At 54.4% G+C, this 22,066-nt stretch carries 25 protein-coding genes, 1 tRNA gene and 1 riboswitch; of the genes, 3 read left to right on the top strand and 23 right to left on the bottom strand.

Features of this window, described 5'->3' with window-relative positions:
- Positions 1–108: 108 nt before the first annotated feature.
- Positions 109–184: transfer RNA gene (locus ACLJR2_RS14170), tRNA-Asn, on the top strand.
- Between the two features lie 225 nt (positions 185–409).
- Here the strand turns inward: ACLJR2_RS14170 and ldtA are convergent.
- From ldtA to pduF, 23 genes are all read right to left on the bottom strand, one after another.
- Entirely contained in the window at positions 410–1,339 is a 930-nt protein-coding gene (ldtA, locus tag ACLJR2_RS14165; protein WP_001252828.1) for a L,D-transpeptidase, read from the bottom strand.
- Positions 1,340–1,416: 77 nt separating this feature from the next.
- Complete coding sequence (gene cobT, locus ACLJR2_RS14160) at positions 1,417–2,487, bottom strand: nicotinate-nucleotide--dimethylbenzimidazole phosphoribosyltransferase (RefSeq protein WP_001193978.1); 1,071 nt, start codon at positions 2,485–2,487, stop codon at positions 1,417–1,419.
- Between the two features lie 26 nt (positions 2,488–2,513).
- Entirely contained in the window at positions 2,514–3,257 is a 744-nt protein-coding gene (gene cobS / locus ACLJR2_RS14155; RefSeq protein WP_000039984.1) for an adenosylcobinamide-GDP ribazoletransferase, read from the bottom strand.
- The gene (cobU, locus tag ACLJR2_RS14150) at positions 3,254–3,799 is read right to left on the bottom strand and encodes a bifunctional adenosylcobinamide kinase/adenosylcobinamide-phosphate guanylyltransferase (protein ID WP_000973193.1); all 546 of its coding nucleotides are present in this window, start codon (positions 3,797–3,799) and stop codon (positions 3,254–3,256) included. Before cobU ends, cobS begins: the two co-directional genes overlap by 4 nt.
- The gene (locus ACLJR2_RS14145; RefSeq protein WP_000189657.1) at positions 3,796–5,316 is read right to left on the bottom strand and encodes a cobyric acid synthase; all 1,521 of its coding nucleotides are present in this window, start codon (positions 5,314–5,316) and stop codon (positions 3,796–3,798) included. Before ACLJR2_RS14145 ends, cobU begins: the two co-directional genes overlap by 4 nt.
- Positions 5,313–6,128 (bottom strand): energy-coupling factor ABC transporter ATP-binding protein, encoded by an 816-nt coding sequence (locus ACLJR2_RS14140; RefSeq protein ID WP_000881536.1) that lies wholly within the window; start codon positions 6,126–6,128, stop codon positions 5,313–5,315. The genes ACLJR2_RS14145 and ACLJR2_RS14140 overlap by 4 nt, the downstream gene beginning before the upstream one ends.
- 8 nt (positions 6,129–6,136) lie before the next feature.
- Entirely contained in the window at positions 6,137–6,814 is a 678-nt protein-coding gene (locus tag ACLJR2_RS14135; protein WP_001533721.1) for an energy-coupling factor ABC transporter transmembrane protein, read from the bottom strand.
- Positions 6,801–7,082, bottom strand: a complete 282-nt coding sequence (locus ACLJR2_RS14130; protein WP_000753212.1) for an energy-coupling factor ABC transporter substrate-binding protein — start codon at positions 7,080–7,082, stop codon at positions 6,801–6,803. Before ACLJR2_RS14130 ends, ACLJR2_RS14135 begins: the two co-directional genes overlap by 14 nt.
- Before the next feature lies 1 nt (position 7,083).
- The gene (gene cbiM, locus ACLJR2_RS14125; protein ID WP_000764336.1) at positions 7,084–7,821 is read right to left on the bottom strand and encodes a cobalt ECF transporter S component CbiM; all 738 of its coding nucleotides are present in this window, start codon (positions 7,819–7,821) and stop codon (positions 7,084–7,086) included.
- Entirely contained in the window at positions 7,818–8,531 is a 714-nt protein-coding gene (locus ACLJR2_RS14120) for a cobalt-factor II C(20)-methyltransferase (protein ID WP_001013558.1), read from the bottom strand. Before ACLJR2_RS14120 ends, cbiM begins: the two co-directional genes overlap by 4 nt.
- Positions 8,528–9,322: a sirohydrochlorin cobaltochelatase gene (cbiK, locus tag ACLJR2_RS14115; RefSeq protein WP_000709784.1), complete on the bottom strand. Its 795-nt coding sequence runs from the start codon at positions 9,320–9,322 to the stop codon at positions 8,528–8,530. Before cbiK ends, ACLJR2_RS14120 begins: the two co-directional genes overlap by 4 nt.
- Positions 9,323–9,324: 2 nt before the next feature.
- Positions 9,325–10,116 carry a cobalt-precorrin-6A reductase gene (locus ACLJR2_RS14110; RefSeq protein WP_000120171.1) on the bottom strand — a complete coding sequence of 264 codons (792 nt, stop codon included), beginning with the start codon at positions 10,114–10,116 and terminating at the stop codon, positions 9,325–9,327.
- Positions 10,113–10,838, bottom strand: a complete 726-nt coding sequence (locus ACLJR2_RS14105; protein WP_000953644.1) for a precorrin-3B C(17)-methyltransferase — start codon at positions 10,836–10,838, stop codon at positions 10,113–10,115. Before ACLJR2_RS14105 ends, ACLJR2_RS14110 begins: the two co-directional genes overlap by 4 nt.
- Entirely contained in the window at positions 10,838–11,893 is a 1,056-nt protein-coding gene (cbiG, locus tag ACLJR2_RS14100) for a cobalt-precorrin 5A hydrolase (protein ID WP_001533797.1), read from the bottom strand. Before cbiG ends, ACLJR2_RS14105 begins: the two co-directional genes overlap by 1 nt.
- Entirely contained in the window at positions 11,874–12,647 is a 774-nt protein-coding gene (locus tag ACLJR2_RS14095; RefSeq protein ID WP_000004859.1) for a cobalt-precorrin-4 methyltransferase, read from the bottom strand. Before ACLJR2_RS14095 ends, cbiG begins: the two co-directional genes overlap by 20 nt.
- Complete coding sequence (locus ACLJR2_RS14090) at positions 12,631–13,209, bottom strand: decarboxylating cobalt-precorrin-6B (C(15))-methyltransferase (protein ID WP_000650989.1); 579 nt, start codon at positions 13,207–13,209, stop codon at positions 12,631–12,633. Before ACLJR2_RS14090 ends, ACLJR2_RS14095 begins: the two co-directional genes overlap by 17 nt.
- Positions 13,199–13,804 carry a cobalt-precorrin-7 (C(5))-methyltransferase gene (locus ACLJR2_RS14085; protein WP_000958841.1) on the bottom strand — a complete coding sequence of 202 codons (606 nt, stop codon included), beginning with the start codon at positions 13,802–13,804 and terminating at the stop codon, positions 13,199–13,201. Before ACLJR2_RS14085 ends, ACLJR2_RS14090 begins: the two co-directional genes overlap by 11 nt.
- Positions 13,798–14,937, bottom strand: coding sequence for a cobalt-precorrin-5B (C(1))-methyltransferase CbiD (cbiD, locus tag ACLJR2_RS14080; RefSeq protein WP_000504294.1), 1,140 nt, complete (start codon positions 14,935–14,937; stop codon positions 13,798–13,800). Before cbiD ends, ACLJR2_RS14085 begins: the two co-directional genes overlap by 7 nt.
- Positions 14,937–15,569 carry a cobalt-precorrin-8 methylmutase gene (locus ACLJR2_RS14075; RefSeq protein ID WP_000558995.1) on the bottom strand — a complete coding sequence of 211 codons (633 nt, stop codon included), beginning with the start codon at positions 15,567–15,569 and terminating at the stop codon, positions 14,937–14,939. The genes cbiD and ACLJR2_RS14075 overlap by 1 nt, the downstream gene beginning before the upstream one ends.
- Positions 15,570–15,579: 10 nt before the next feature.
- Complete coding sequence (cbiB, locus tag ACLJR2_RS14070; RefSeq protein WP_000153644.1) at positions 15,580–16,539, bottom strand: adenosylcobinamide-phosphate synthase CbiB; 960 nt, start codon at positions 16,537–16,539, stop codon at positions 15,580–15,582.
- The gene (locus ACLJR2_RS14065; RefSeq protein ID WP_000741257.1) at positions 16,536–17,915 is read right to left on the bottom strand and encodes a cobyrinate a,c-diamide synthase; all 1,380 of its coding nucleotides are present in this window, start codon (positions 17,913–17,915) and stop codon (positions 16,536–16,538) included. Before ACLJR2_RS14065 ends, cbiB begins: the two co-directional genes overlap by 4 nt.
- Before the next feature lie 96 nt (positions 17,916–18,011).
- Positions 18,012–18,187: riboswitch (cobalamin riboswitch) on the bottom strand.
- A gap of 325 nt (positions 18,188–18,512) precedes the next feature.
- Positions 18,513–19,424, bottom strand: coding sequence for a transcriptional regulator PocR (gene pocR / locus ACLJR2_RS14060; protein ID WP_000622326.1), 912 nt, complete (start codon positions 19,422–19,424; stop codon positions 18,513–18,515).
- 216 nt (positions 19,425–19,640) lie between these two features.
- Positions 19,641–20,435 carry a propanediol diffusion facilitator PduF gene (gene pduF, locus ACLJR2_RS14055; protein WP_001000023.1) on the bottom strand — a complete coding sequence of 265 codons (795 nt, stop codon included), beginning with the start codon at positions 20,433–20,435 and terminating at the stop codon, positions 19,641–19,643.
- Positions 20,436–20,959: 524 nt separating this feature from the next.
- On the opposite strand from pduF, the gene pduA reads away from it, so the two are divergent.
- Positions 20,960–21,244 (top strand): propanediol utilization microcompartment protein PduA, encoded by a 285-nt coding sequence (gene pduA, locus ACLJR2_RS14050; RefSeq protein WP_001183618.1) that lies wholly within the window; start codon positions 20,960–20,962, stop codon positions 21,242–21,244.
- Complete coding sequence (gene pduB / locus ACLJR2_RS14045) at positions 21,241–22,053, top strand: propanediol utilization microcompartment protein PduB (protein WP_000097500.1); 813 nt, start codon at positions 21,241–21,243, stop codon at positions 22,051–22,053. Before pduA ends, pduB begins: the two co-directional genes overlap by 4 nt.
- The last annotated feature ends 13 nt before the right edge of the window (positions 22,054–22,066 follow it).

The raw sequence follows: 22,066 nt of genomic DNA, 5'->3' as shown, positions 1-22,066 counted from the left end.
TGTCTGCAAATGCAACAAAGTGATGAGATAACCCGCAATCGAATCTGTAAGAGGTTAAATGGGGTTTGACAAAAATTTTTCCGCCGCTAATATACGACCCCACACGATTCCTCTGTAGTTCAGTCGGTAGAACGGCGGACTGTTAATCCGTATGTCACTGGTTCGAGTCCAGTCAGAGGAGCCAGATTTTAGTTTCGGGACATCCTGGTGAGTCCGGAGACGTTCAAAAAACAAGAACTTATCTTTACCCGGTTGACCTGATAAGGTTTACCGGGTTTTTTGATACCCATAGTTTTTTGGGACTTAATCGGGGGCCTCACGGTTCGTTGAGAAAATGGAGCCCCTGCCATGACACTCACTACTAATACAGATACTCCAGCCCATGAAAACCAGCAATGTGGCGGGATATTTAAAGGCCAGACCTGCCTGCGCTAATGTTGACCGGCATTCCGGAACGGCGCTCCAGCACCTCATTAACCCGCGAAGTATCAACGTCATCCCCTTTGATAAACGTGCGCAGCACTGGCGTAACGGGCAATGGAACTTTTTTGTCTGACTCAAATTCAGCACGGTTACGAGAAAGCGGTTCGTGTACCTCCAGCCAACGACTACCATCCGGCTCTACCGAAAATTTAACGGGCCTGTCGATAATCTGAACGCGGGTTCCTACAGGAACATGGTCGAATAAATATTTAATATCGTCATTGCGTAAACGGATACAGCCCTGACTGACGCGAAGGCCAATGCCAAAGTTAGCGTTAGTGCCATGGATGGCATATAACCTGCCGATATATATTGCGTATAGCCCCATAGGGTTATCCGGCCCCGCAGGCACCATCGCGGGCAGCGTTTTTCCCTCTTTAGCATATTCCCGACGCGTATTAGCCGTTGGCACCCAAACCGGGCCATCTTGTTTGCGTTCAACCGCAGTTACCCAGTTGCGCGGCGTTTCACGGCCAGCCTGACCAATACCAATGGGTAGCACCTCAACCGTATTCGTGCCTGCGGGATAATAATAAAGGCGCATCTCGGCGACGTTTACCACAATACCTTCACGAACGGTGTCAGGCAGAATCAACTGCTGCGGCACCACCAGTGTGGAACCAGACTGAGGTAAAAACACATCCACGCCGGGATTCGCTTCAAGCATATTACTCAGCCCCTGACCGTAGCGGGCGGCAAATGACTCTAAGGGCTGAGTATTGTTCTGTGGTACGGCGACTGTGACAGGCTGTCCTACCAGACGACTGCCTTCGGGCGGCAACGGATAGCTTATAGCCAGCGAGAAATGGCTTACCAACAAGACGAAAAACGGAAAAAAAGGTGTGATACGACGCATTATATCCCTTCCTTTGTCGCGGCAGGTGTGCGTTAAGTATAGCTTTTTTCTCACATGGCTGGTGTTGTGCGCCCGGGTTATGTTGCGTTTGCGTTCCCCTCCGGCAGGACAATATTACTGGCCGCTAACTCCCCCATATTGTGGAACATGGCGCACGCGGCTTCCACGATCGGCATCGCCAGCGCCGCGCCGCTTCCTTCACCTAACCGCATCGCCATATGCAAATAGGGTTCCATAGACAAATGCGCGAGCGCGATGCGGGCACCCTTTTCCGCCGAAAAGTGCGACGAGATCAGATAAGGTCTCACCGCAGGCGCAATCTGACAGGCCGCCAGCGCTGCCGAGTAGGAAAGAAAGCCATCCAGCAATACGGGTAAGCCACACCTTGCCGCACCAAGCATCACGCCGGTCATCCCGACCAGATCGAAACCACCCACCTTCGACAACACATCAATGCCATCGCGCGGATTGGGCTGATTAATCGCAATCGCCCGCCGCACGACGTCCACTTTATTATCGATGCGGGAAGGCGGAAGATTCGCGCCAATCCCCACCACCTCTTTTGCATCACTTCCTGTAAAAACGCTGACCATCGCGGCGGCTGGCGTGGTGTTCGCCATTCCCAGCTCCCCTACGCCAAATAAGGTCACGCCGCGTTGCGCCAGGTCGCAGGTGTAGCGGGAAACCTCCAGCAAAAGCGCTTCAGCCTGCGAGCGACTCATCGCCGGGCCAACGGCAATATTTCCGCAGCCGCGCGCGACGCGCATATCAACTACGCCAGGAATAGGTTCGGCATCAATACCGACATCAATGACATGCACCTTCGCACCGGCCTGAGCGGCAAGCACACATACGCCGGTTGTTCCCCGCGTCATATTCGCCGCCTGAATCGCCGTCACGATTTTGGGCGAAACCGCTACGCCTTCATCCCAGACGCCATGGTCGGCGCACATCACCAGCACCGCCTTTTCACCTACCTGCGGCGTACCGTTAAGACCCGGCATTCCCGCGAGCTGAACGGCTAAGGTTTCCAGTCTGCCCAGGCTGCCCGGCGGTTTGAGCAGGCCGTCAATATGTTGCTGCGCACGCGCCATCGCCTCGGCGTCCGGCGCAGGAATGTCACGAAGTAAAGCGTGTAGTGTCTGCATAAGATGTCTCGTCCGTAATAATCGGCTCATAATAGAGCCAGCAGAAAGATCAATTCGCCAAGTTCGATCGCCGCGCCCAGCGTATCGCCGGTTTGACCGCCAAGCGTACGTTTAAGCAACTGGCCAAGGATGAAAATCGCCGCGCATGTGACCACCATTGCGGCCAGTCCTTGCATACCAGGCAGTAATACCGTGGCGATGATTATCGCCAATCCCAGAGTAATGCAGGTTTGCCGTCCGCTGACTTTACCGATAAATACATTGCCAAGCCCCTCTTCACGGGCGTAGCGATGACGGTACATCAATAAAACGGCGCTGCCGCGTCCGGCCGCACAGGCCGCCGCCAGCGCCGCCAACATTGGCGTTCCACGTAACGCCAGTTCGCTGACAACCAGAATTTTTGTCAGGAGCACAAAAATAAGCGCCAGCCCGCCATGGGTTCCCAGACGACTATCACGCATAATCTCCAGCATTCGCTCACGGCGGCGCGCGGAAAAAATGCCATCGCAGGTATCGGCCAGCCCATCCAGGTGAAAACCACCTGTCAGCAGCGCCAGCGCCAGAATACAGAGCAACGCCGCTAGCGGAATACCACACCAGGGTTGCAGGAGGATGAAAATCAGGCCGCTTACCCCTCCCAGAATCAACCCGATAAAGGGAAATATCACGATCCCACGCGAATACTGCTCGAAATCCAGTCCCTGCGACCAGCGTGACGGCACGGGCAAGCGGCTAATAAAAGCGAGCATGGCCCAAAACAGCTTACTCATTTAATTTTGACTCCAATACCTGAGACCACCAGCCAGACCTCATCCGCCGCTGCCGCCAGTCGTTGGTTGACCCGACCGGCAATATCACGAAAATGGCGCGCCAGACGGTTTTCCGGGACGATCCCCATTCCCACCTCATTTGTCACCAGTACCACTTTCGCCGGGCAGCGCTGGCAGGCTGCAATTAAAATCTGAATTTCATCGTCAATGGCGCGCTCCATCGCCGCATAATCCCATTGTTCGGGATCGTTTTCGCCTCCCAGCGCAAACAGCAGATTCGTCACCATGGTGGTAATACATTCCAGCAAAATCGCGTCGTCAGGGGCAAGATCCGCGGTAATCAACGTATCAAGATGCCGCCAGCATTCTGCGGTCCGCCAGTGTGCCGGCCTGCCATCTTTATGATGCTGAATTCTCGCCGCCATCTCGTCATCAAGGATCTGCGAGGTGGCGATATACAGTACCTGCGGCGCATCGCCAATTAAGGTTTCAGCATGACGGCTTTTACCACTACGCGCCCCGCCCGTCACCAGAATCATCATACCGGCTCCTGATGTTGTTGCATGATGCTATAAATTTTATCAATATCAATATGTTGCCGCATCGCTTCCGCCAGCAGATCAAATTGCCGCGCTTTATGATCCGCATAACAAAAAGTCGTTTCCCACGGCGCAAACCCTTTTCGCGCCCGTAACCCATTGACCACCGCACGGGTAAACGCATCGCTGTCAAACAGGCCATGAAGGTAAGTGCCAAACGCCAGTCCGTCGGCGGTGACCGCGCCATCCGCCATAGAGCATCCATTTTTCTGTAACGTCATGGCCGTACAGCATCCTTCCTGCAGCACCGTTTCCCCCATGTGAATTTCATAACCGCGTACCGGTAGCCCCGCCGCGGCAGCCAGCCAGCCGGGCAGCTCGCCTGACATTGTCGCGTTAACCTGCGTCGTGGTTTTATCCTGTGCAAAGCGAGTGATCGTATTAAGCAGCCCCAGGCCCGACTGCGTACCCAGCCCCGACTCCACTTCATCCACAATGGTGTCGCCCAGCATCTGGTAGCCGCCGCAAATCCCCATCACCGGCACTCCCTGCCGATGTGTCTGCAATACCGCATCCGCCATCCCGCTTTCGCGCAGCCAGGCGAGGTCGCTCAGCGTATTCTTACTGCCCGGCAGGATCACCAGATCAGCGTCAGTCAACGCTTCCGGGCGGCGAATATAGCGTATGCGCACATCCGGCTGCGCCGCCAGAGCGTTAAAATCCGTAAAGTTAGAAATATGTGGCAGTTGCACAATGGCAATAGTGATATCACGGGGGGCGTTACCGCGATATTTATCGTTTTGCAGCGCGACGCCATCTTCATCTTCCAGATCCACATCCAGCCATGGCATCACTCCCAGGACCGGGACGCCAGTAAGCGATTCGATTTGTTCGATACCGGAATAGAGTAGCGCCACGTCGCCGCGGAATTTGTTGATAATGACGCCCTTTACTCTGTCACGCTCCTGTTTATGCAGCAGCGCCAGCGTGCCATAAATAGCGGCGAATACGCCGCCCCGGTCGATATCCGCCACCAGAATAACCGGACACTGGGCCATTTCCGCCATTCCCATATTGACGATATCGCGATCGCGCAGATTGATTTCCGCCGGGCTTCCGGCGCCTTCCAGCACAATAACGTCATATTCCTGCGCCAGGCTGTTATAGACCGCAAGGATTTGCTCACGCAAACGCGGTTTATAGTCATGGTAACTAACCGCATCCATATTGGTCGCCACTTTCCCCATCAGCACGACCTGCGCCTGGCGATCGCTGGTCGGTTTGAGCAGCACCGGGTTCATACGCACATCTGGCGTGATCCCCGCGGCTTCCGCCTGAAAAATCTGCGCCCGCCCCATCTCTTTACCATCCGGCGTAATACCAGAATTAAGCGCCATATTTTGCGATTTAAACGGCGCGGTACGCAGACCATCCTGATAAAAAATGCGGCATAAACCCGCCGCCAGCACACTTTTGCCGACGTCGGATGCCGTCCCCTGCAACATAACTGCCTGCGTCATGACGCCTCCCTGAATGCGCACTTTTGCATTCGATGAAAAAACTCCGTTTCTGTTTTACACAGCGGCAGTCCCAGTTGAGTATGAAGTTTGACCAGCCAGGGCTGGGTTAGCCCCGCTTGTTCCATCGCTTCCGTACACGCGAAAACCTCGCCAGGCGCGCCATGCATCAGGATCTGGCCCTGGCGTAACACGTATACGGCATCGCTAATTTCATAAATAAGATCGATATCATGGCTGGAGATAATGACATGATTGCCCTGCGCCACAATCCGCCTGATGATAGCAATCATCTGAGTGCGCCCTGCGGGATCGAGACCAGCAGTGGGTTCATCCAGCAATAGATAGCGCGCCTGTAGCACCAGCGCTCCGGCGATAGCCACACGTTTTTTTTGCCCATGACTCAAACACTGAATGGGCTGATGGCGAAAATGTTGGGCGTCAACCAGCGTTAGCGCCTCGTCGACGCGGCGCGTGATTTCCGCCTCCGGCACCCCCAAATTACGTAAACTAAACGCAATGTCGCTATCGATATCAGTATAAAAAATCTGCTGTTCAGGGTCCTGAAAAACCGTCGCAACTTGCTGGCGCAGCGCCAGTAGTCCGCGCTTGCTGTAATCCAGCGGTTTTCCCTGCCACAACACGGCCCCTTTTTGCGGACGCAACAGGCCGCTCAGGTTCATAAAAAGCGTAGACTTCCCACAGCCGTTCGCGCCCACCAAACCGGTAACAGGCGAAAGCGAAAAATCCAGATTTAACCCTTTAAGTACCGGCTCATCCTGATAACGAAACCACAGGTCTGAAGTGGCAAGCATAATAGTCCTTACAGGTGAAAATCACCCTGATACAGTTTGATATCCAGCGTGGTAGTCATTTGCTGATAACGCATTAACACCCGCGTAAACAGGAGTCCAGCCAGCATTGCCAGAGATCGATAGCCGTTCGGCAGGCTGCAATAACCAAAACGCAGCGTTTGCGCGCGACGAATTGCCACCGCCTCATCCAGAAGAATAAAGAGAAAGCGCCACGTTAACAGGATTTGCTCGGTAAGCAGGCGTGGAATATGCGCGCGCTTAAGCAAGCTAATTAACTGCGGAAACGGTAGGTTCATCACCAGCCACAACGTCGCGGACAGCGCCGTCAGGCTACGCCAGAACGTGTCATTCGCCGTGACCACGCCCGCACGGGTAATCCCGATCCAGTACGGCCCGACAGATATGCCAGCCAGCAGCATTTGCGGCTCGCGGCTGATGCTGAAGATAATCGTTATCACGCCGACCAACAAAAATCCAAAAGGTATCGCCATCCATCGACACCAGCGCCAGAGGGATATGCGCAATAGCCAACAGCTCAATCCGGCAATGATCAGCAGCTCAATGCCCTGCCCTACAGGCGGCAGAGCAAACGCCAGTATCATCATCGCCAGCCACAGCAAAAACTTGCGCTGCGGCGCAACGTGTGCCCAGCGGCTTTGATAGCTGAGTCGATCAAGCCCGGTCATCACGGCGTTGTTTACCTTTGCAATACCCCAGGATATAAAAAATCACCGCCGCGCCAAGAGAGCCCTGAAGGGTAAACAGCAGGCTTTCAATTTCACCGCTGGCAGGTTCATATAACGGCTGAAACCAGGGTTTATACTGCGGCGCAATAGCCTGAATCTGGCTTTCCGCTTCGCCGTCTGAACCGCCATATTCACCGCCATGGTTAATAAAAAACGGCAGAATCACCAGCGCCACCACCATCGCTAACAACATCAACGTTTTTTTCATTTTAATGTCCTTGTACGGTAATCACTTGCCGTTTGGTTAACTGGTCATAAATCATGACGGTTAATAAACCCTCGGCAATGGCGACAGGAATCTGTGTGAGGCAGAAAATCCCCATAAACTTCACAACAGACCCTGTCGCTCCGGCATGGGGATCGGGAAACGCAACGCCAAGCTGGACTGAAGTCACAAAATAGGTCGCCAAATCCGCCAGCATCGCGCACAGAAAAACGGCGACATCACGGCGCAGTCCGGCACGGCAGGCCATTTTCCACACCAGATAACCGACAACCGGGCCAATCACCGCCATCGACATTCCATTTGCGCCAAGCGTCGTCAGGCCGCCGTGCGCCAGCAATAGCGCCTGAAACAACAGCACAACCGCGCCGAGAATCGCCACCACCCCGGGCCCGAACAAGATAACCGCCAGACCAACGCCGGTCGGATGTGAACAACTCCCCGTTACCGACGGAATTTTGAGCGCGGACAGGACAAAAATAAACGCGCCGCACAGCGCCAGCAGTACCTTCTGATGATTATCCTCCTGCACAATACGCCGTAAGCGCACCAGCCCATACCACAAGCAGGGTAAAAACAGTAACCACCAGGCCAGCGCCCACACTGGCGGTAAAAAGCCCTCCATGATATGCATCGCAAACGCCTGTTGCGGGACAACCATCAGCAATAGCGCTGCAGCCAGTCCACTGAAAGACAACTGTCGAAGCTGCTGTTCAAGTTTCATTCTGCATACTCCCACTGTTTATTGACCAGAATGGTCGAAAAATAGGGCAACGGTCGATCATCGTTGACCTCGTGGAGATGGCGCCAGCACTGCTCGCCGGGCAGCGTGGCCTCGGACATCATTAAGGCGCATTCCAGCAGGCCAGCCTGCGCCAGCAACGCTTTAATACGAGCGAACCGGCCATACACTTTCATCAGCACCAGGCTATCATGCTGTTGTAGCGCCTGGGCTATTTCCGCTTCCGGCGCGGTACAAGAAATAACCGCCAGCGATTGCCGTTCTATGGCGAGCGGCATTTTCGCGCGGGCGGCTATCGCGGCGAAGGACGTGACGCCGGGGACAATCTCCAGCCACTCCGGGCAGCCGATACGCTGGAGTAAAAAAATCCAGGTACTGAATAGCATCGCATCGCCCAGGGTAATAAAACCGACCTGTTTACCCGCTTTCACCTCTGCGGTAAGCGCGGCGGCAACCTCGTTCCAGACCGCTTCTTTCTCGGCGCCGTCAGCGCTCATAGGGAAATGGCAACAACGTACTTCCGTCTGCTCGCCGAGATAGTCGCGCACAATCGACAGCGCCAGACTATCGCCCCCCTTACGACCGGCGGGCGCATACAGAATGTCCAGCGAGCCAAGAATCCGCGCTGCGCGGACGGTTATCAGGTCGGGCGCGCCTGGCCCGGTGCTTAATGCGTATAATTTACCGTTCATGCCGCCTCCTCTACCGCCATGTTCAGCGCCTGGTGCAAATGCGCGACAAACATCGCCCGGATAGCCGGGTTTTCTCCCAGCCCGCTCAGCCACGGCGTCGCCGGAATGCCCGCCGCGTTAAAGCGCATTTTCCATGAGTCGCCGTCGTCTGAAGCCATATCATTAATGGCGTGATCGCCCGCCACCAGCATTAATGGCATCAAATGTACGCCGGTGACGCCTTCGTCACGCAGGCTGTCGATCAGGATGTCGACCTCCGGGTAGCTTTCTACGGCGCCGACGCGCGCCGGGAAGCGCTGCGCGGTCATCATATGATCGAGACAGGCATAGGCTGCGAATGCGTGATGGCTGGCGCCGTGGCCCATAAAAACGACTTTCTCCGTTTGTCTGAGCGATGGCATCTGTTGTCGCAACGCCTGCATTAGCTGCACATAATCGTTATGGCTGCTCAGCAGCGGCACGCCCAGCGTCAGGCGAGTGAATAACGGACGCAAGAGTTGTACCTCACGGACAATTTTTTCATATTCGTCGCCGTTAATAATGTGCAACGACTGAATCGCCACGTCCTGATATCCCTGTGCGGCAAGCTTTTGCAAAGCCTGTAATGGCGTATCGATGTCGATACCGTCACGCTGGCGAAGCTTGCGAATGATCATTCCGGAAGTGAAGGCGCGAAACAGGTCGCGATCGGGACAGGACGCCGCCAGATCACGTTCGCACGCCACAATGTTTTTTTCACAGGTGTCGTGATAGCTGGTGCCAAAACTGACTACCAGAAGCGCTTTTTTCATTTTTACTCCTTAGCTGCGGCCAGCCAGCGCGATAAACGCTGCGCAAAGGCGGCCTGGCTTTCCAGTAACTCATCACCCGTCACAAGCGGCGTCGGGCGCGCAATAACGATGCAGGGAATGCCCGCATCCAGACAGGGCTGAACTTTTTCCTGATATCCCCCCTCCGCGCCGGACGCTTTGGTAATGACTACGTCGGCCCGGCACTGGTGGTAAAACGCGGCGTTAAAATCAGCGCTGAACGGCCCACACAGTGCGAAAATTTCTCCAACGCCGAACCCCAGTTCGCTGCAGCGTTGAATCACCTCCGCCACGGGCAGTACGCGCGCCAGCAACGTTTTTTCCGCCAGCCCGGCACGCCAGACGGCCAGATCTTTACTGCCGGTCGTCAGTAACACGCGCGGACCAAAACGCCTCGCTATCTCGCAGGCATCGGCAATACTGCGCGCCGTATAGAGAAGCGGATGAGTCAGATTGCTAAGCTGCTCCGGACGCTGATAACGACTTAACAACACGCCTGCCGTTTCACAGGCGCGAAGGAGGTTATGGCTGACCATTTCTGCATAAGGATGCGATGCATCTATTACCCAGCGAGTACGGTTTTCTTTTAGCCAGGCGACCATCTGCCCGTACTCCAGACGACCACAGCGCACCTGTCCTTTAATGTCGCCCGCCAGCGCTTTTCCGGCTGGCGTCGCCACGGATAAGGTGTACGCGACGTTCGCCGCATCCAGTTGTCGGCATAACGCGCGCGCATCGCTGGTTCCGCCCATGACCAGCACTTCCCCGTAGCTCACAGCACATAGCCTCGCGGCGTGATCATCAGGCCATCCTGAACATAGGTCGTTTTATTACCGACGATGACCAGACTGGTCATATCTACCGGTTCAAAATCCATATCGCCGAGCGTAGTCAGCCATTTTTCCTCTTTCTTACGTCCGGCGGATTTCACCACGCCAACCGGCGTTTGCGCGCTTTTACTGGCGGCAAGCAGGTCAAACGCGCGCGCCAGATGCCCTTCGCGCCCGCGGCTGCGCGGGTTGTAAAAACAGATAACAAAGTCTGCCTCTCCGGCGGCAACGATGCGTTTTTCAATTACCGGCCACGGGGTCAGCAGGTCGCTGAGGCTGATATGGCAGAAGTCATGCATTAGCGGCGCGCCCAGTAAAGAGGCGGCGGCGATGCTGGCGGTCATGCCAGGAATGAGCCGCACCTCGACGTCCAGTTTCTGCTTGCTCACCAGTTCCAGCACCAGCCCCGCCATGCCGTAAATACCGGCGTCGCCGCTGCTGATGAGCGCTACGTTATGCCCGGCCTGCGCCAGTTCAATAGCCGCCTGGCAGCGTTCAATTTCCTTACACATGCCAGTCTTGATCACCTGTTTGTCGCCGGTGAATGCTTTAACCAGATGGGTATAGGTTTTGTAACCCACGACGATTTCCGCCGCCTGAAGCGCCTCAATCGCTTCCATCGTCATCATTGCCTGCGAACCAGGGCCAATTCCGATTACGCTTAACATCAGTGTGAAACTCCCAAAGTAATAGTGACGCCCTGTTCGCGCAGGGTCTCGCCTAACAATTGTCCCTGGCTTAATAACCACGCAGCCGGGCCGGATACGCTGCCAACGCCCACCGTTTTTCTGACGAAGCCAGAACCGGGAAAATGGTGTTCGAATTCGCGCAACGCTTCGGCGGTAAAGGTTTTAAAAGGCACGCGGCAGCAGGAGGCGAGCTGAATAAGCCCCGGCTCCCCTTTTTTGAGCGTGACGCTGCCAATCGCTTTTAACGCCAGCGGATCGAGTTTCTGCGCTTCAAGCTGGCGCGCCAGTAATGTCGCCAACAGGGGAAATGGCGTATCGCGGCGACAGCCAATTCCCGCCACCACGCGCTGGGGCACCAGTTTCCAGTGCGGTACGGGAAGCTCAGGGAGGTCATTACGCAAAGAGACGCAGATAAGCGCATCCAGTTCAGGCAACCGCTGCAAATCATCAACAGGGATAAAACCGCGAATATCACACTGGCCGATCTCTTCCGTTAGTTCGGCATCCCACCATAACCCTACACGTTGATGACTGACCAACATCTGGTTAACGGTTTTTACCGCCGTGCGAAGATCGGTCATGCGGGCGTTAAGCTGGAAAGCTAAGGTGTCCAACGCGGACATCTCATTGACATCCGTTGCCGTGGTAATCACCGGATCGGCGCCTAACATTCCTGCCAGGTAGCGCGTCAAGGCATTGGCCCCGCCCGCATGACCGGAAAGCAGGCTAATGACATGCTGACCACGTTCATCAATGACGACCACCGCCGGATCGCTGAACTTGTCGTTCACTAACGGCGCCAGGACACGAACGGCAATGCCGGTCGCGCCGATAAAAATAAGCGCGGTATAAGTGGTAAAAGCCTGCCGGGCGGTATTAGCGAATCCGCCATCGAAGGGAATAAATCCCTCTTCCCGCAGTTTTTCACTGGTAAAGCAGGTTAACGGCAGCATCGCGGCGAGTCTCTTTGCCAGCGCCACGCCGCCGGGCGTCAGGCAAAACAACGCAATAGATTCAGGCTTTACGGTATTCATGGCTAAAGTCCGCTGCATAAAGTCTTGAGTAGTGATACTCCTTACCCAGAAAATTCCCGACCAGGATTAGCGCCGTCTTACGGATGCCAGCATCACGTACTTTGTCGCTAATATCCGCTAACGTGCCGCGAACGGTCTGGCTTTCCGGCCAGGTAGCCTTATAGATGACTGCGACAGGCGTAGTTGCCGGATAACCGCCGGCAATGAGACGTTCCGCCACCCGATGAATACGCTGAACGGAAAGATAAATCGCCATTGACGTCTGGTGACTGGCGAACGCCTCCAGTTGTTCGCGTGCCGGTACTGGCGTGCGCCCTTCCAGACGGGTAATAATGAGACTCTGCGATACCTCCGGTACGGTATACTCCACACCCAGCTCCGCCGCAGCGCCGAGAAACGCGCTGACGCCAGGCACTACCTGCCAGTCGATACCACGGCGGGTTAACTCTTCGCCTTGCTCACGCACGGAGCCGTACAGCGAGACATCGCCCGTTTGCAACCGCACCACCGTTTTTCCCGCTTTCACGCCCGCCGCCATCAGCTCGATAATCTGCTCAAGATGCAGTTCGGCGCTGTCATAGCGTTCTGCCTGCGCGGGGCAGTAATCCAGCAGTTCGGTATTGATCAGCGAACCGGCATAGATAACTATCTGCGCCTGTTGCAGCAGGCGGTAGCCTTTAAGCGTGATCAGCTCGCGATCGCCCGGCCCGGCGCCGACGAACCATACACAGCGTGGATCAAATGTCTCTGACATGGTTTTCTTCCTTCTGACAGGCGATAACAAAAACAGGATTGTTCGGTTTGAAATAGTGTCCCGCCCCCAGCGGCGTTAACGATGAAAGCTGAAGCTGTACACAGTCCATTCGACATGCGCCGATGAGCGCAAGATGCGCCAGCGCACTATGAAGGTTTTCCTGCAAGATAAAGGTCATCACCAGACGGCCACCGGGATGCAGATGACCCATCGCCCAGTCAATCAGCGCCGTCAGATGCCCGCCGCTGCCGCCCATAAACACCGCATCGGCTTTCCCGGTTATGGTCATTGGCGCTTCGCCGGGGAGAATATCGATATTGCCGCAGGCAAAGCGCTGACGATTCTCATCAAGCAGCCGTAGCGCGGCAGGATTACGCTCGATAGCCGTCACCTGCAACGAAGGAAACTGCAGCGCCGCTTCAATTGAGACGCTTCCCGTTCCCGCCCCGACGTCAATCAGGTGACTGGCGCGGTGGAGCTCAAGTTTCGACAGTGCCAGCGCCCGTACTGCCTCTTTGGTCATTGGCACGTTCTCGCCGCGCAGAAAAAGCTCATCTTTCATCCAGGATCACCACTGCATTCATTTCATAGTCGGCGTTGACCGCACTGACGGGTAGCCAGTGGATCCGCTCATTTTCCATCGCCAGATTTTCACCAATCACCATTAAGCGATGCCCTTTACCGCGCGCGACCAGCTCCCGCGCGATTTCTCGCGGCCCGCAGCGGGCATCCGTGACCATCGCCACTTTGCGATGGTTCGCCAACTGCTCGAAGCTGACGCAACGACCGTGGCTACTGGTCAACCACATGTCATTCATATCAATTCCAGCCTGTGCGCACAGATACTGTACGGCGCTGATGCCAGGGATAATGCGAACCTGTTCGATACCAAAATGCGCCACCAGGCGTGTACCGATGCCATAAAACAGCGGATCGCCGGAGGCCAGCACCACGATCCCTTTATCCCAACGGGCGGCAATCCAGGACAACAACGCGCCAATATCCGCGCCCAGCGTAAATCGTTCGCCGCCAAACGCCGGAAACTGCGCCAAATGGCGTTTACCGCCTGCCAGCGCATCGGCGTGGTCTATCGCTTCCAGCGCCGCAGGCGTCATCAAATGCCGTCCAGCGGGCCCCATTCCCACGACCGTTAGCATTGCAGCTCCTTAGCAATCTCGTCGACGGGACGATTACTGCCGAGAATATGGTTATCAAAAGAAAACAGGATGGCGTCGCAGACAGGCGGCGTTTTGGTAAAACGCAGCATCTGCATGACTCGCAAACAAATACGCCTGGCAAGATGGTTATAGATATGCCCGAAGCCATATGCTTCAATGTGCTCCATTGCCGCTTCGGTGGTATCGCAATCGCTGACCAGGGTGAGTAACTCCAGCGGCGCGCCCAGTAAAGCTAAATGCGCGACCAGCGTTTCCATGCGCGCATCGGCAATATGGCTATGGGTATGAAAGATCCCGGCGGCGATTTTGATCAATTTTCCAGGATGACCCACCAGCACTATCTGGCAAAATCCCAGCCGTACCGCCTCTTCAATCATGTAGCCGACAAAATTGCTCATGGTGACGACCGCCTGTGTGTCGACGCCCATTTGTTCGCGAACAAACCGTTCGCCGTGGTTGCCCGGCACGAGTATCACTCGCGTTAATCCTGACGCCCGTTTGATCTCCAGTTCCAGCGATAGCGAGCGTTTCCAGCTTTCTTCCGACATCGGCGTCACAATGCCGGTAGTGCCAATAATGGAAATGCCGCCAAGAATGCCAAGCCGCGAGTTATACGTTTTTTGCGCCCGCACTTCGCCTTCCGGGGCAAAAATCTCCACATCGGCCCCACGCGCCGGGCCTATCGCTTCGCGCACCGCAGACTCAATGGTATGGCGTGGCGTACGATTGATGGCGGCGCTCCCGAGCGGTAGTCCAATCCCTTTACGCGTTACCGTACCAATACCTTCGCCGCCAGTGAGCGTAATCTCACCGCTGTCGTTGAGCGTAACGCGGGCAAAAATCAGCATTCCGTGCGTGGCATCCACGTCATCGCCACCATCTTTACGAATTGCGGCTATCGCCTGCTGGCCTTCAATGTGCGGCGACTCCACGTTCAGGCATAGCGTGACGCCCGACGGCGTGACGATGGAGACCTGATGAATCAGATGTTGACGCAATACCATCAGCGCGGCGACTTTTGCCGCCGCCGTCGCGCAGGAACCGGTGGTATATCCTTTACGTAACGCTTTACCGTGGTGCCAGACCGGCGCGTCAAAAGAAAGCTCGCCCATCAGGCCTCCCGGAGGTGATAGAGCAGCGCATTGACGATAGCGGCAGCCACGTTACTGCCGCCTTTACGCCCTAACGCGGCAACCGCGGGGAAATGGCTATGGGTGAGCGCCTCTTTGGACTCCGCCGCGCCGACAAAGCCTACCGGTACGCCCACCACGCCGCTCACCGTCACGTTATGTTCAAGCAAACGGAACAGGGCCGTCGGCGCATTACCGAAAACAAAGAGCTTGTTTTTCTCCTCCTCGGCGATAGCGATATCGACGGCGGCCATTGAGCGGGTAATCCCCTGCGTTTTTGCGGCGCGCACCACGCGCGGATCGCTGATATAACAGCGACACTCGCCGCCAAACGTCGCCAGTAATCTTTTATTAATGCCGGACAGCGCCATCGTGGTATCGGTATAAATAATGCCAGGTTGACGTAGCGCATCACAAAGCTGTTCCAGCGCATCGGCAGAGAACCACAAAATGTCCAGCCAGTCGAAATCGGCGGTGGTATGAATAACCCGCTTGATAATGGCCTCATGGAGCGGACTGGCGAAACGGTAATCAGGACGCGTTTCGCGAATAATGTCGCTAATAATGGTGAAACTATTGGCCTCAATGGTTTGGGGCTGCTGGATATAATGCATACTGTCGTCCTCAGGCCACGCCAGATAACCCGCACCGCGCCGCAATAAACAGCGCCAGCGCCAGGGTTGAAGCGACCCACATCAATCGAATCGTTCGGGAAATATCGTCCACGGAAATATCGCGCTGCGCGTCGCCGATCCAGGGCTTGTCCACACGCTCGCCAAAGTAGTTATTTGGGCCACCGAGCTGGATACCTAAGGCGCCGGCCACACACGCTTCCGACCAGGCGCAATTTGGGCTACTGTGGTTATAACGGTCACGCCAGCCAATACGCAGCGCCCGCCAACCACTCAGGCGACACAGTCCTGCCGCAATGCCCAGCAACAGCCAGCTCAGTCGGGCAGGAAGATAGTTCGCTACGTCGTCCATACGGGCGCTGACCATACCAATCGCCCGGTATTTTTCATGTTTGTAGCCCACCATTGAATCCAGGGTATTGACGGCTTTGTAGGCCATCGCCAGCGGCGCGCCGCCGAGAAAGAGGAAAAAGAGCGGCGCGATAATGCCGTCAACGGTGTTTTCTGCAACCGTTTCCACCACGGCGCGATTGATCTGCGCTGGCTGAAGTTGCGACGTATCGCGCCCGACGATCCAGGAGAGTTTTATTCGGCTTTCCGCAAGGTCGTTCTCCCGCAACGGTCGTTCAACCTCCTGCGCGGCGCGGGCCAGAGAGCGTCCGGCCAGCGTGGTAAAGATCATCCAGACTTCAACGATCCAGCCAAACCAGGGGTGAATCCGCTGCGCCAGCGCCAGTACGCCCCATGCCACGCCCCAGGTCGCCCCGACAACCACAACCCACATTACGCCGCCGCCAATCCGCAGCGCTTTATCGCCGGGACAATAGCGACGCACAATACGCTGCACAAACGTGATTAAACGACCTATCCAGCGTACCGGATGGGGCCAGTGTTGAGGGTCGCCGATGATAAAATCCAGCACCCAGGCGATACACCAGGCAAGAATCGTCATAATACGCGCCTCGCCGCCGCCAGCCAGTGCTGCAACATTTCCGGACGCTGGGCGAAATGGACGTGCAGATAGCTGGCAAACGTGTTGCCTGTCTGCCAGCCGCCAGTCCATTCCTGTAACACGCGGCCATCGCGAACCTTACGACAGGCCATAACGGCGGGTGTTTCGGGAATAAAATCTGAGTAGTGAAATTCATGGCCGCGCACTATCTCGCCAGGCACCGCCAATAGCGTTGGCTGCATAGCCTGCGCCTCACAGTAACCAAAGCGGGTAAGTCGCTTACCCATTTTGCTGTGACCGGGGATAATATTCGCCATCTGATGAATTTCCCCGCCGCTATCCTCCAGAGTGCTCCCCAAATACATCAGACCGCCACACTCCGCGTAAATCGCCACGCCGCGCTGATGCGCCGCCCGCAAATGTTTTAACATCGCCGTATTTGCCGCCAGATCCGCGGCGTATAATTCAGGATATCCACCGCCCAGCCAGATCATCTGGCAATCAGGCAATGCGCGGTCATGCAGTGGGCTAAAACGCACAATGTTAACGCCGGCACGCTCCAGCAAATCGATGTTATCGGGGTAATAAAAGTTAAAGGCCTCATCATCCGCCAGAGCAAGCGTCAGCCCTGCCCCCGCTGTGTTATCGGGGCGTTCAGGCCACATTCCCGTCGGAAGCGCTGATAACACGCTCAGCGAGAGTAGCGCATCCACATCCACTGTTTGTTCCAGCGAGGCGGCAAAATCATGCCATGATTGCTGATTGACGAGGGATTCTCTGGCGGTAATCAACCCCAGGTGGCGTTCAGGTAATGCGACGCCGTCGCAAGGAGGGACATACCCCAGTACCGGCAGTGAGCAATAATGTTCAATGGCATTTTTGAGGAGCTGATAGTGGGCGTCGCTAGTGACGCGATTCACAATCACGCCCGCGAGGTTGAGGGTCGGGTCGAAGTGCTGAAATCCCATAACGGTAGCCGCAAGCGACGTTGAAACAGCCTTGCCGTCCACCAGTAGGATGACCGGGCAACCAAGCTGTTTGGCCATCGCGGCTGTGCTGCAGTAATTGGGGTCGACGCCATAGCCGTCATACAGCCCCATGACCCCTTCAATGACAGCGATATCCGCCTGCCGCATTTGTTCGCAAAATAAGGCGTTGAGAACAGGAGGAGGAAGCATGAAACTGTCAAGATTACGGGACGCCACGCCACAGATAGCGGTATGCCAGCCGGTATCAAGGTAATCTGGCCCAACTTTAAACGGCTGTACGCGCAGCGCGCGTTTTTGCAGCAGCCTCAACAAACCAAGCGTCACCGTGGTTTTGCCGCAACCGCTTCCTGTGCCTGCAAGAATAAATGCGTGATGCCTTGCCGCCATTACCCTGATCCTGTTCAGGGTGGTAGGGGTATACAGGTACGCGCATGTTCAGTCTTTCGACTGTACGCGTCTTCGCAACCCACTTCCCACCGAAGTTGTTGGTTATCACCGACAGGCAGGTCTTCTGGCTTAGCGTCCTCCTCGCCCGTCCTTCCCAATCTTGCGATCAGTGGTCTTTACGGGGTCGTCAGCATCACAGCAGCGGGGGCTGCGGGGGATTTTCACCCCCTTCCCTACCACAAATGTGGCAAACCTGTTGGTTTACGTTATGGCTGTACGGCACACCCATAACGGCAATTAATAATGTGCTACGTTTTACATTTCTGTGAGCAATAGCCTGAGCGGTTGCTCATCTGACGTTAATCTACTCATCCTTATCGGTATATTGACGATAAAACGTATCGACAAAGCGTAATAAAACTTATCTTTCCTGACACTGTACTTCATCACAAAAATAAAAACTGGTGCAGTTTATGCCCTAAATTTTATTATTTTGTTGCGCTATGACAATTTATTGTTACACCAGATAAATTTTCTTTCTGAAATGATTAAGATACAAAAGACTATCAAAAATCGGCAATAGCAAAATATTGCTATTCATAACGATGGAGGATGAGAATTCTCATTTATCTGCTGGCGATAAGCCTGCGGCGTAACCTGATAGGTCTGGCGGAAGACTTTGCAAAAATAGCTGGTTTGCGAAAAGCCTAAATTACGCGCAATACTGGCAATACTCCAGTCACTATGGCAAAGCAATTCTCTGGCGCTAACCATTCTCTGGCGGTTTACCCACGCATTAAATCCGATTCCCTGATATTTCTTGAATAGTTTACTGAAGTAATAGGGGCTGAGATAGACATGTGAGGCGACATCCTCAAGACGAAGATCGTCGGACAAATGCGCATCAATATAGCGAAGCGCTTTTTTCATTTTACTGTCATGCGGAGTGGGGCCACGAGTGGTTTTATTTGCCTCCGATTGCTGCGGATTGTCTTTGATAACCACGAAATTGAGCTGTTTTTTCAGGCAATTCTCAACAATCAGTTTAAGAAGATCGGCGGAAGCGATAACGCGTGAATAGTCCATCTCTGGCACATTCCGAAATTCATTCAAGAGCTCAGGGTCAGCCTGCCAGCGATCGTCGACATTAAGAATGTTTACCAGCTCCACGTCATTACTTAAACGAACCTGCCCGCATAAAACAAAGCCAACTAAATGCCCTGCGATTACCAGCGGAATAGAAAAATCCGTTAGACCGGCATGACAACGATAAATACAGGGTTGATCGGACTTCGATGCCTCCAGTCCCCCGCAGCGATCGCTCATACGACAACGTGTACTATGCTGGGGATGCTGCCGCATCAACTGACAAAACGGCGTGAAATTGAATAGCTCAGATATTTCATCACCATGAATATTGACAACCACAACCGCCAGACCGGTGGCTTGTGCAAAATCCTGTGCGATTTTATTAATGAGTTCTGAGTTCAGAGCGCTCGCAGAAATCATGATAAAACCCCTCAGTTAATTTATTGTTATAAACAAAACACATTATTTACATTCACTTTTTATTAGCATTATCCTGGCCCTGATAAAAAGTACAATGACAATATCAAAAGTCTCCCATTGCTGGGAGACGTTTTGATCAGTTCGTGAAAGCAGATCACGAAATTATCTCACCTGTTTTTACGATACATCATTGCTGTGAATCTGGTTCGCATTTTCTTACAGTTCACAGCGGTTACAAGGTAAATTCTTACCAATAAAATAGCGATATATGGCTGCTCCGGCACAGGCGCCGATAACAGGCGCGACAATCGGCACGATAAAATAAGGGATCTCTCGCCCACCGCTCATCGCCATGTTCCCCCACCCCGCTAACCATGTGAACAGTTTGGGACCGAAATCACGCGCCGGGTTCATTGCAAAACCGGTAAGGGGTCCAGTAGACGCGCCGATAACGGCAACCAATATCCCAATAAGCAAAGGCGCAAGCGGCCCTTTAGGAATGCCATTGCCATCATCCGTCAATGCCATGATCATGCCCATCAGAATCGACGTAATGACCACTTCCACCAACGCAGCCTGCCATACATTTAGCGCTGCGGCCGGATAGGTACTGAAAATGCTGGCTAATTGCAAACTTTCGACGCTACCGCGCACCATATGATGCGCAGTCTCAAATTCAGTAAAAAGGCTACTATAAAGCACATATGCCAGCAGAGCGCCGCCAAAAGCGCCAGCAAACTGGGCAATAATATAAGGCAATACTTTCTGTTTGGGAAAGCAGGCAAAGAGCCACAGCGCAATCGTCACCGCAGGGTTAAGATGTCCGCCGGAGATTCCGGCCGTAAGGTAAACGGCCAGTGAAATCCCAAGCCCCCAAATAATGCAAATCTCCCATAATCCGAGGCTGGCGCCTGCGACTTTGAGCGCGCTCAAACAACCGATACCAAAAAACAAAAAGAGTCCGGTGCCTAAAAATTCCGCACCACATTGCGCCTTTAGAGAATCATTCATGTGACACCTTCTGAGCAAAGTTCGTGTCCTGGCCAGCGCAAGTTTCGGCTGGCGGTAGTGTACAGCTAACCTCACTATAAAAAGTGCCGCCTGTAAATTGTTGGCAACCTGCGGGCCTGCCTTCCGGAAAAATCGTGTTGCGATAGCAAAATTTTGCTTTTCCGATATTTTTATCAGCCCATCACACGGGAAATTTGAGCTATAAAATACGCCTGTGGAAATAATAAAATATTGCACAAGCCAACTTATCAATTTCGAATAAGCATCACATTTTGCGTCTTTCGCCATATCAAATAAAAATACTCTCGTCACTAACAAAAATGTAAAAATGAAATAATAAAAACAAAATAATCATATAGACAATAATAAATTAAATGTAATTTATCAATAAGTTAAAAAAGCAAAAGACAATTTAGTCATATTGCTTTCCCATTATTTTCTGATGCTCAATAGCAAGTCAGCCATTCTTTTTCCTCGCATCTTCTTATAGTCCCAACTATCGGAACACTCCATGCGAGGTCTTTATGCAACAAGAAGCACTAGGAATGGTAGAAACCAAAGGCTTAACCGCAGCCATAGAGGCCGCTGATGCAATGGTTAAGTCAGCCAATGTGATGTTAGTGGGCTATGAAAAGATTGGCTCCGGGCTGGTAACCGTCATCGTGCGCGGCGATGTTGGCGCGGTCAAAGCGGCCACCGATGCAGGTGCCGCAGCCGCACGCAACGTGGGTGAAGTGAAAGCCGTACACGTCATCCCACGCCCTCACACCGATGTAGAAAAAATCTTACCGAAGGGAATTAGCCAATGAGCAGCAATGAGCTGGTGGAACAGATCATGGCGCAGGTGATTGCCCGTGTGGCAACGCCGGAACAACAGGCCATCCCTGGTCAACCCCAACCTATACGAGAGACGGCTATGGCAGAAAAAAGCTGCAGTTTAACGGAATTTGTCGGGACCGCCATTGGCGATACCCTGGGCCTGGTTATCGCCAACGTCGATACCGCCCTGCTGGACGCGATGAAGCTTGAGAAGCGCTATCGTTCCATCGGCATTCTCGGCGCCCGCACCGGCGCAGGCCCGCACATTATGGCGGCGGACGAAGCGGTGAAAGCCACCAACACCGAAGTGGTCAGCATTGAGCTGCCGCGCGATACCAAAGGCGGAGCGGGCCACGGTTCGCTGATTATTTTAGGCGGTAACGATGTATCCGACGTCAAGCGCGGTATCGAAGTCGCGCTGAAAGAGCTGGACCGCACCTTCGGTGATGTTTACGGCAACGAAGCCGGGCATATCGAGCTGCAGTACACCGCTCGCGCCAGCTACGCGCTGGAAAAAGCGTTCGGCGCGCCGATTGGCCGTGCCTGCGGCGTCATCGTCGGCGCTCCGGCTTCCGTCGGCGTACTGATGGCCGATACCGCCCTGAAGTCAGCCAACGTTGAAGTCGTGGCGTACAGCTCTCCGGCGCACGGCACCAGCTTTAGTAACGAAGCCATTCTGGTGATTTCCGGCGACTCCGGCGCGGTCCGTCAGGCGGTGACCTCCGCCCGCGAAATCGGCAAAACCGTCCTTGCGACCCTCGGTTCTGAACCGAAAAACGATCGCCCGTCCTACATCTGATACCCACGAGGCT

Source organism: Salmonella sp. SAL03688 (assembly GCF_046551895.1).
GTDB lineage: Bacteria > Pseudomonadota > Gammaproteobacteria > Enterobacterales > Enterobacteriaceae > Salmonella > Salmonella enterica.
The sequence above is the reverse complement of the archived record's forward strand: the minus strand, read 5'-3'. Positions and strand labels throughout refer to the sequence as shown.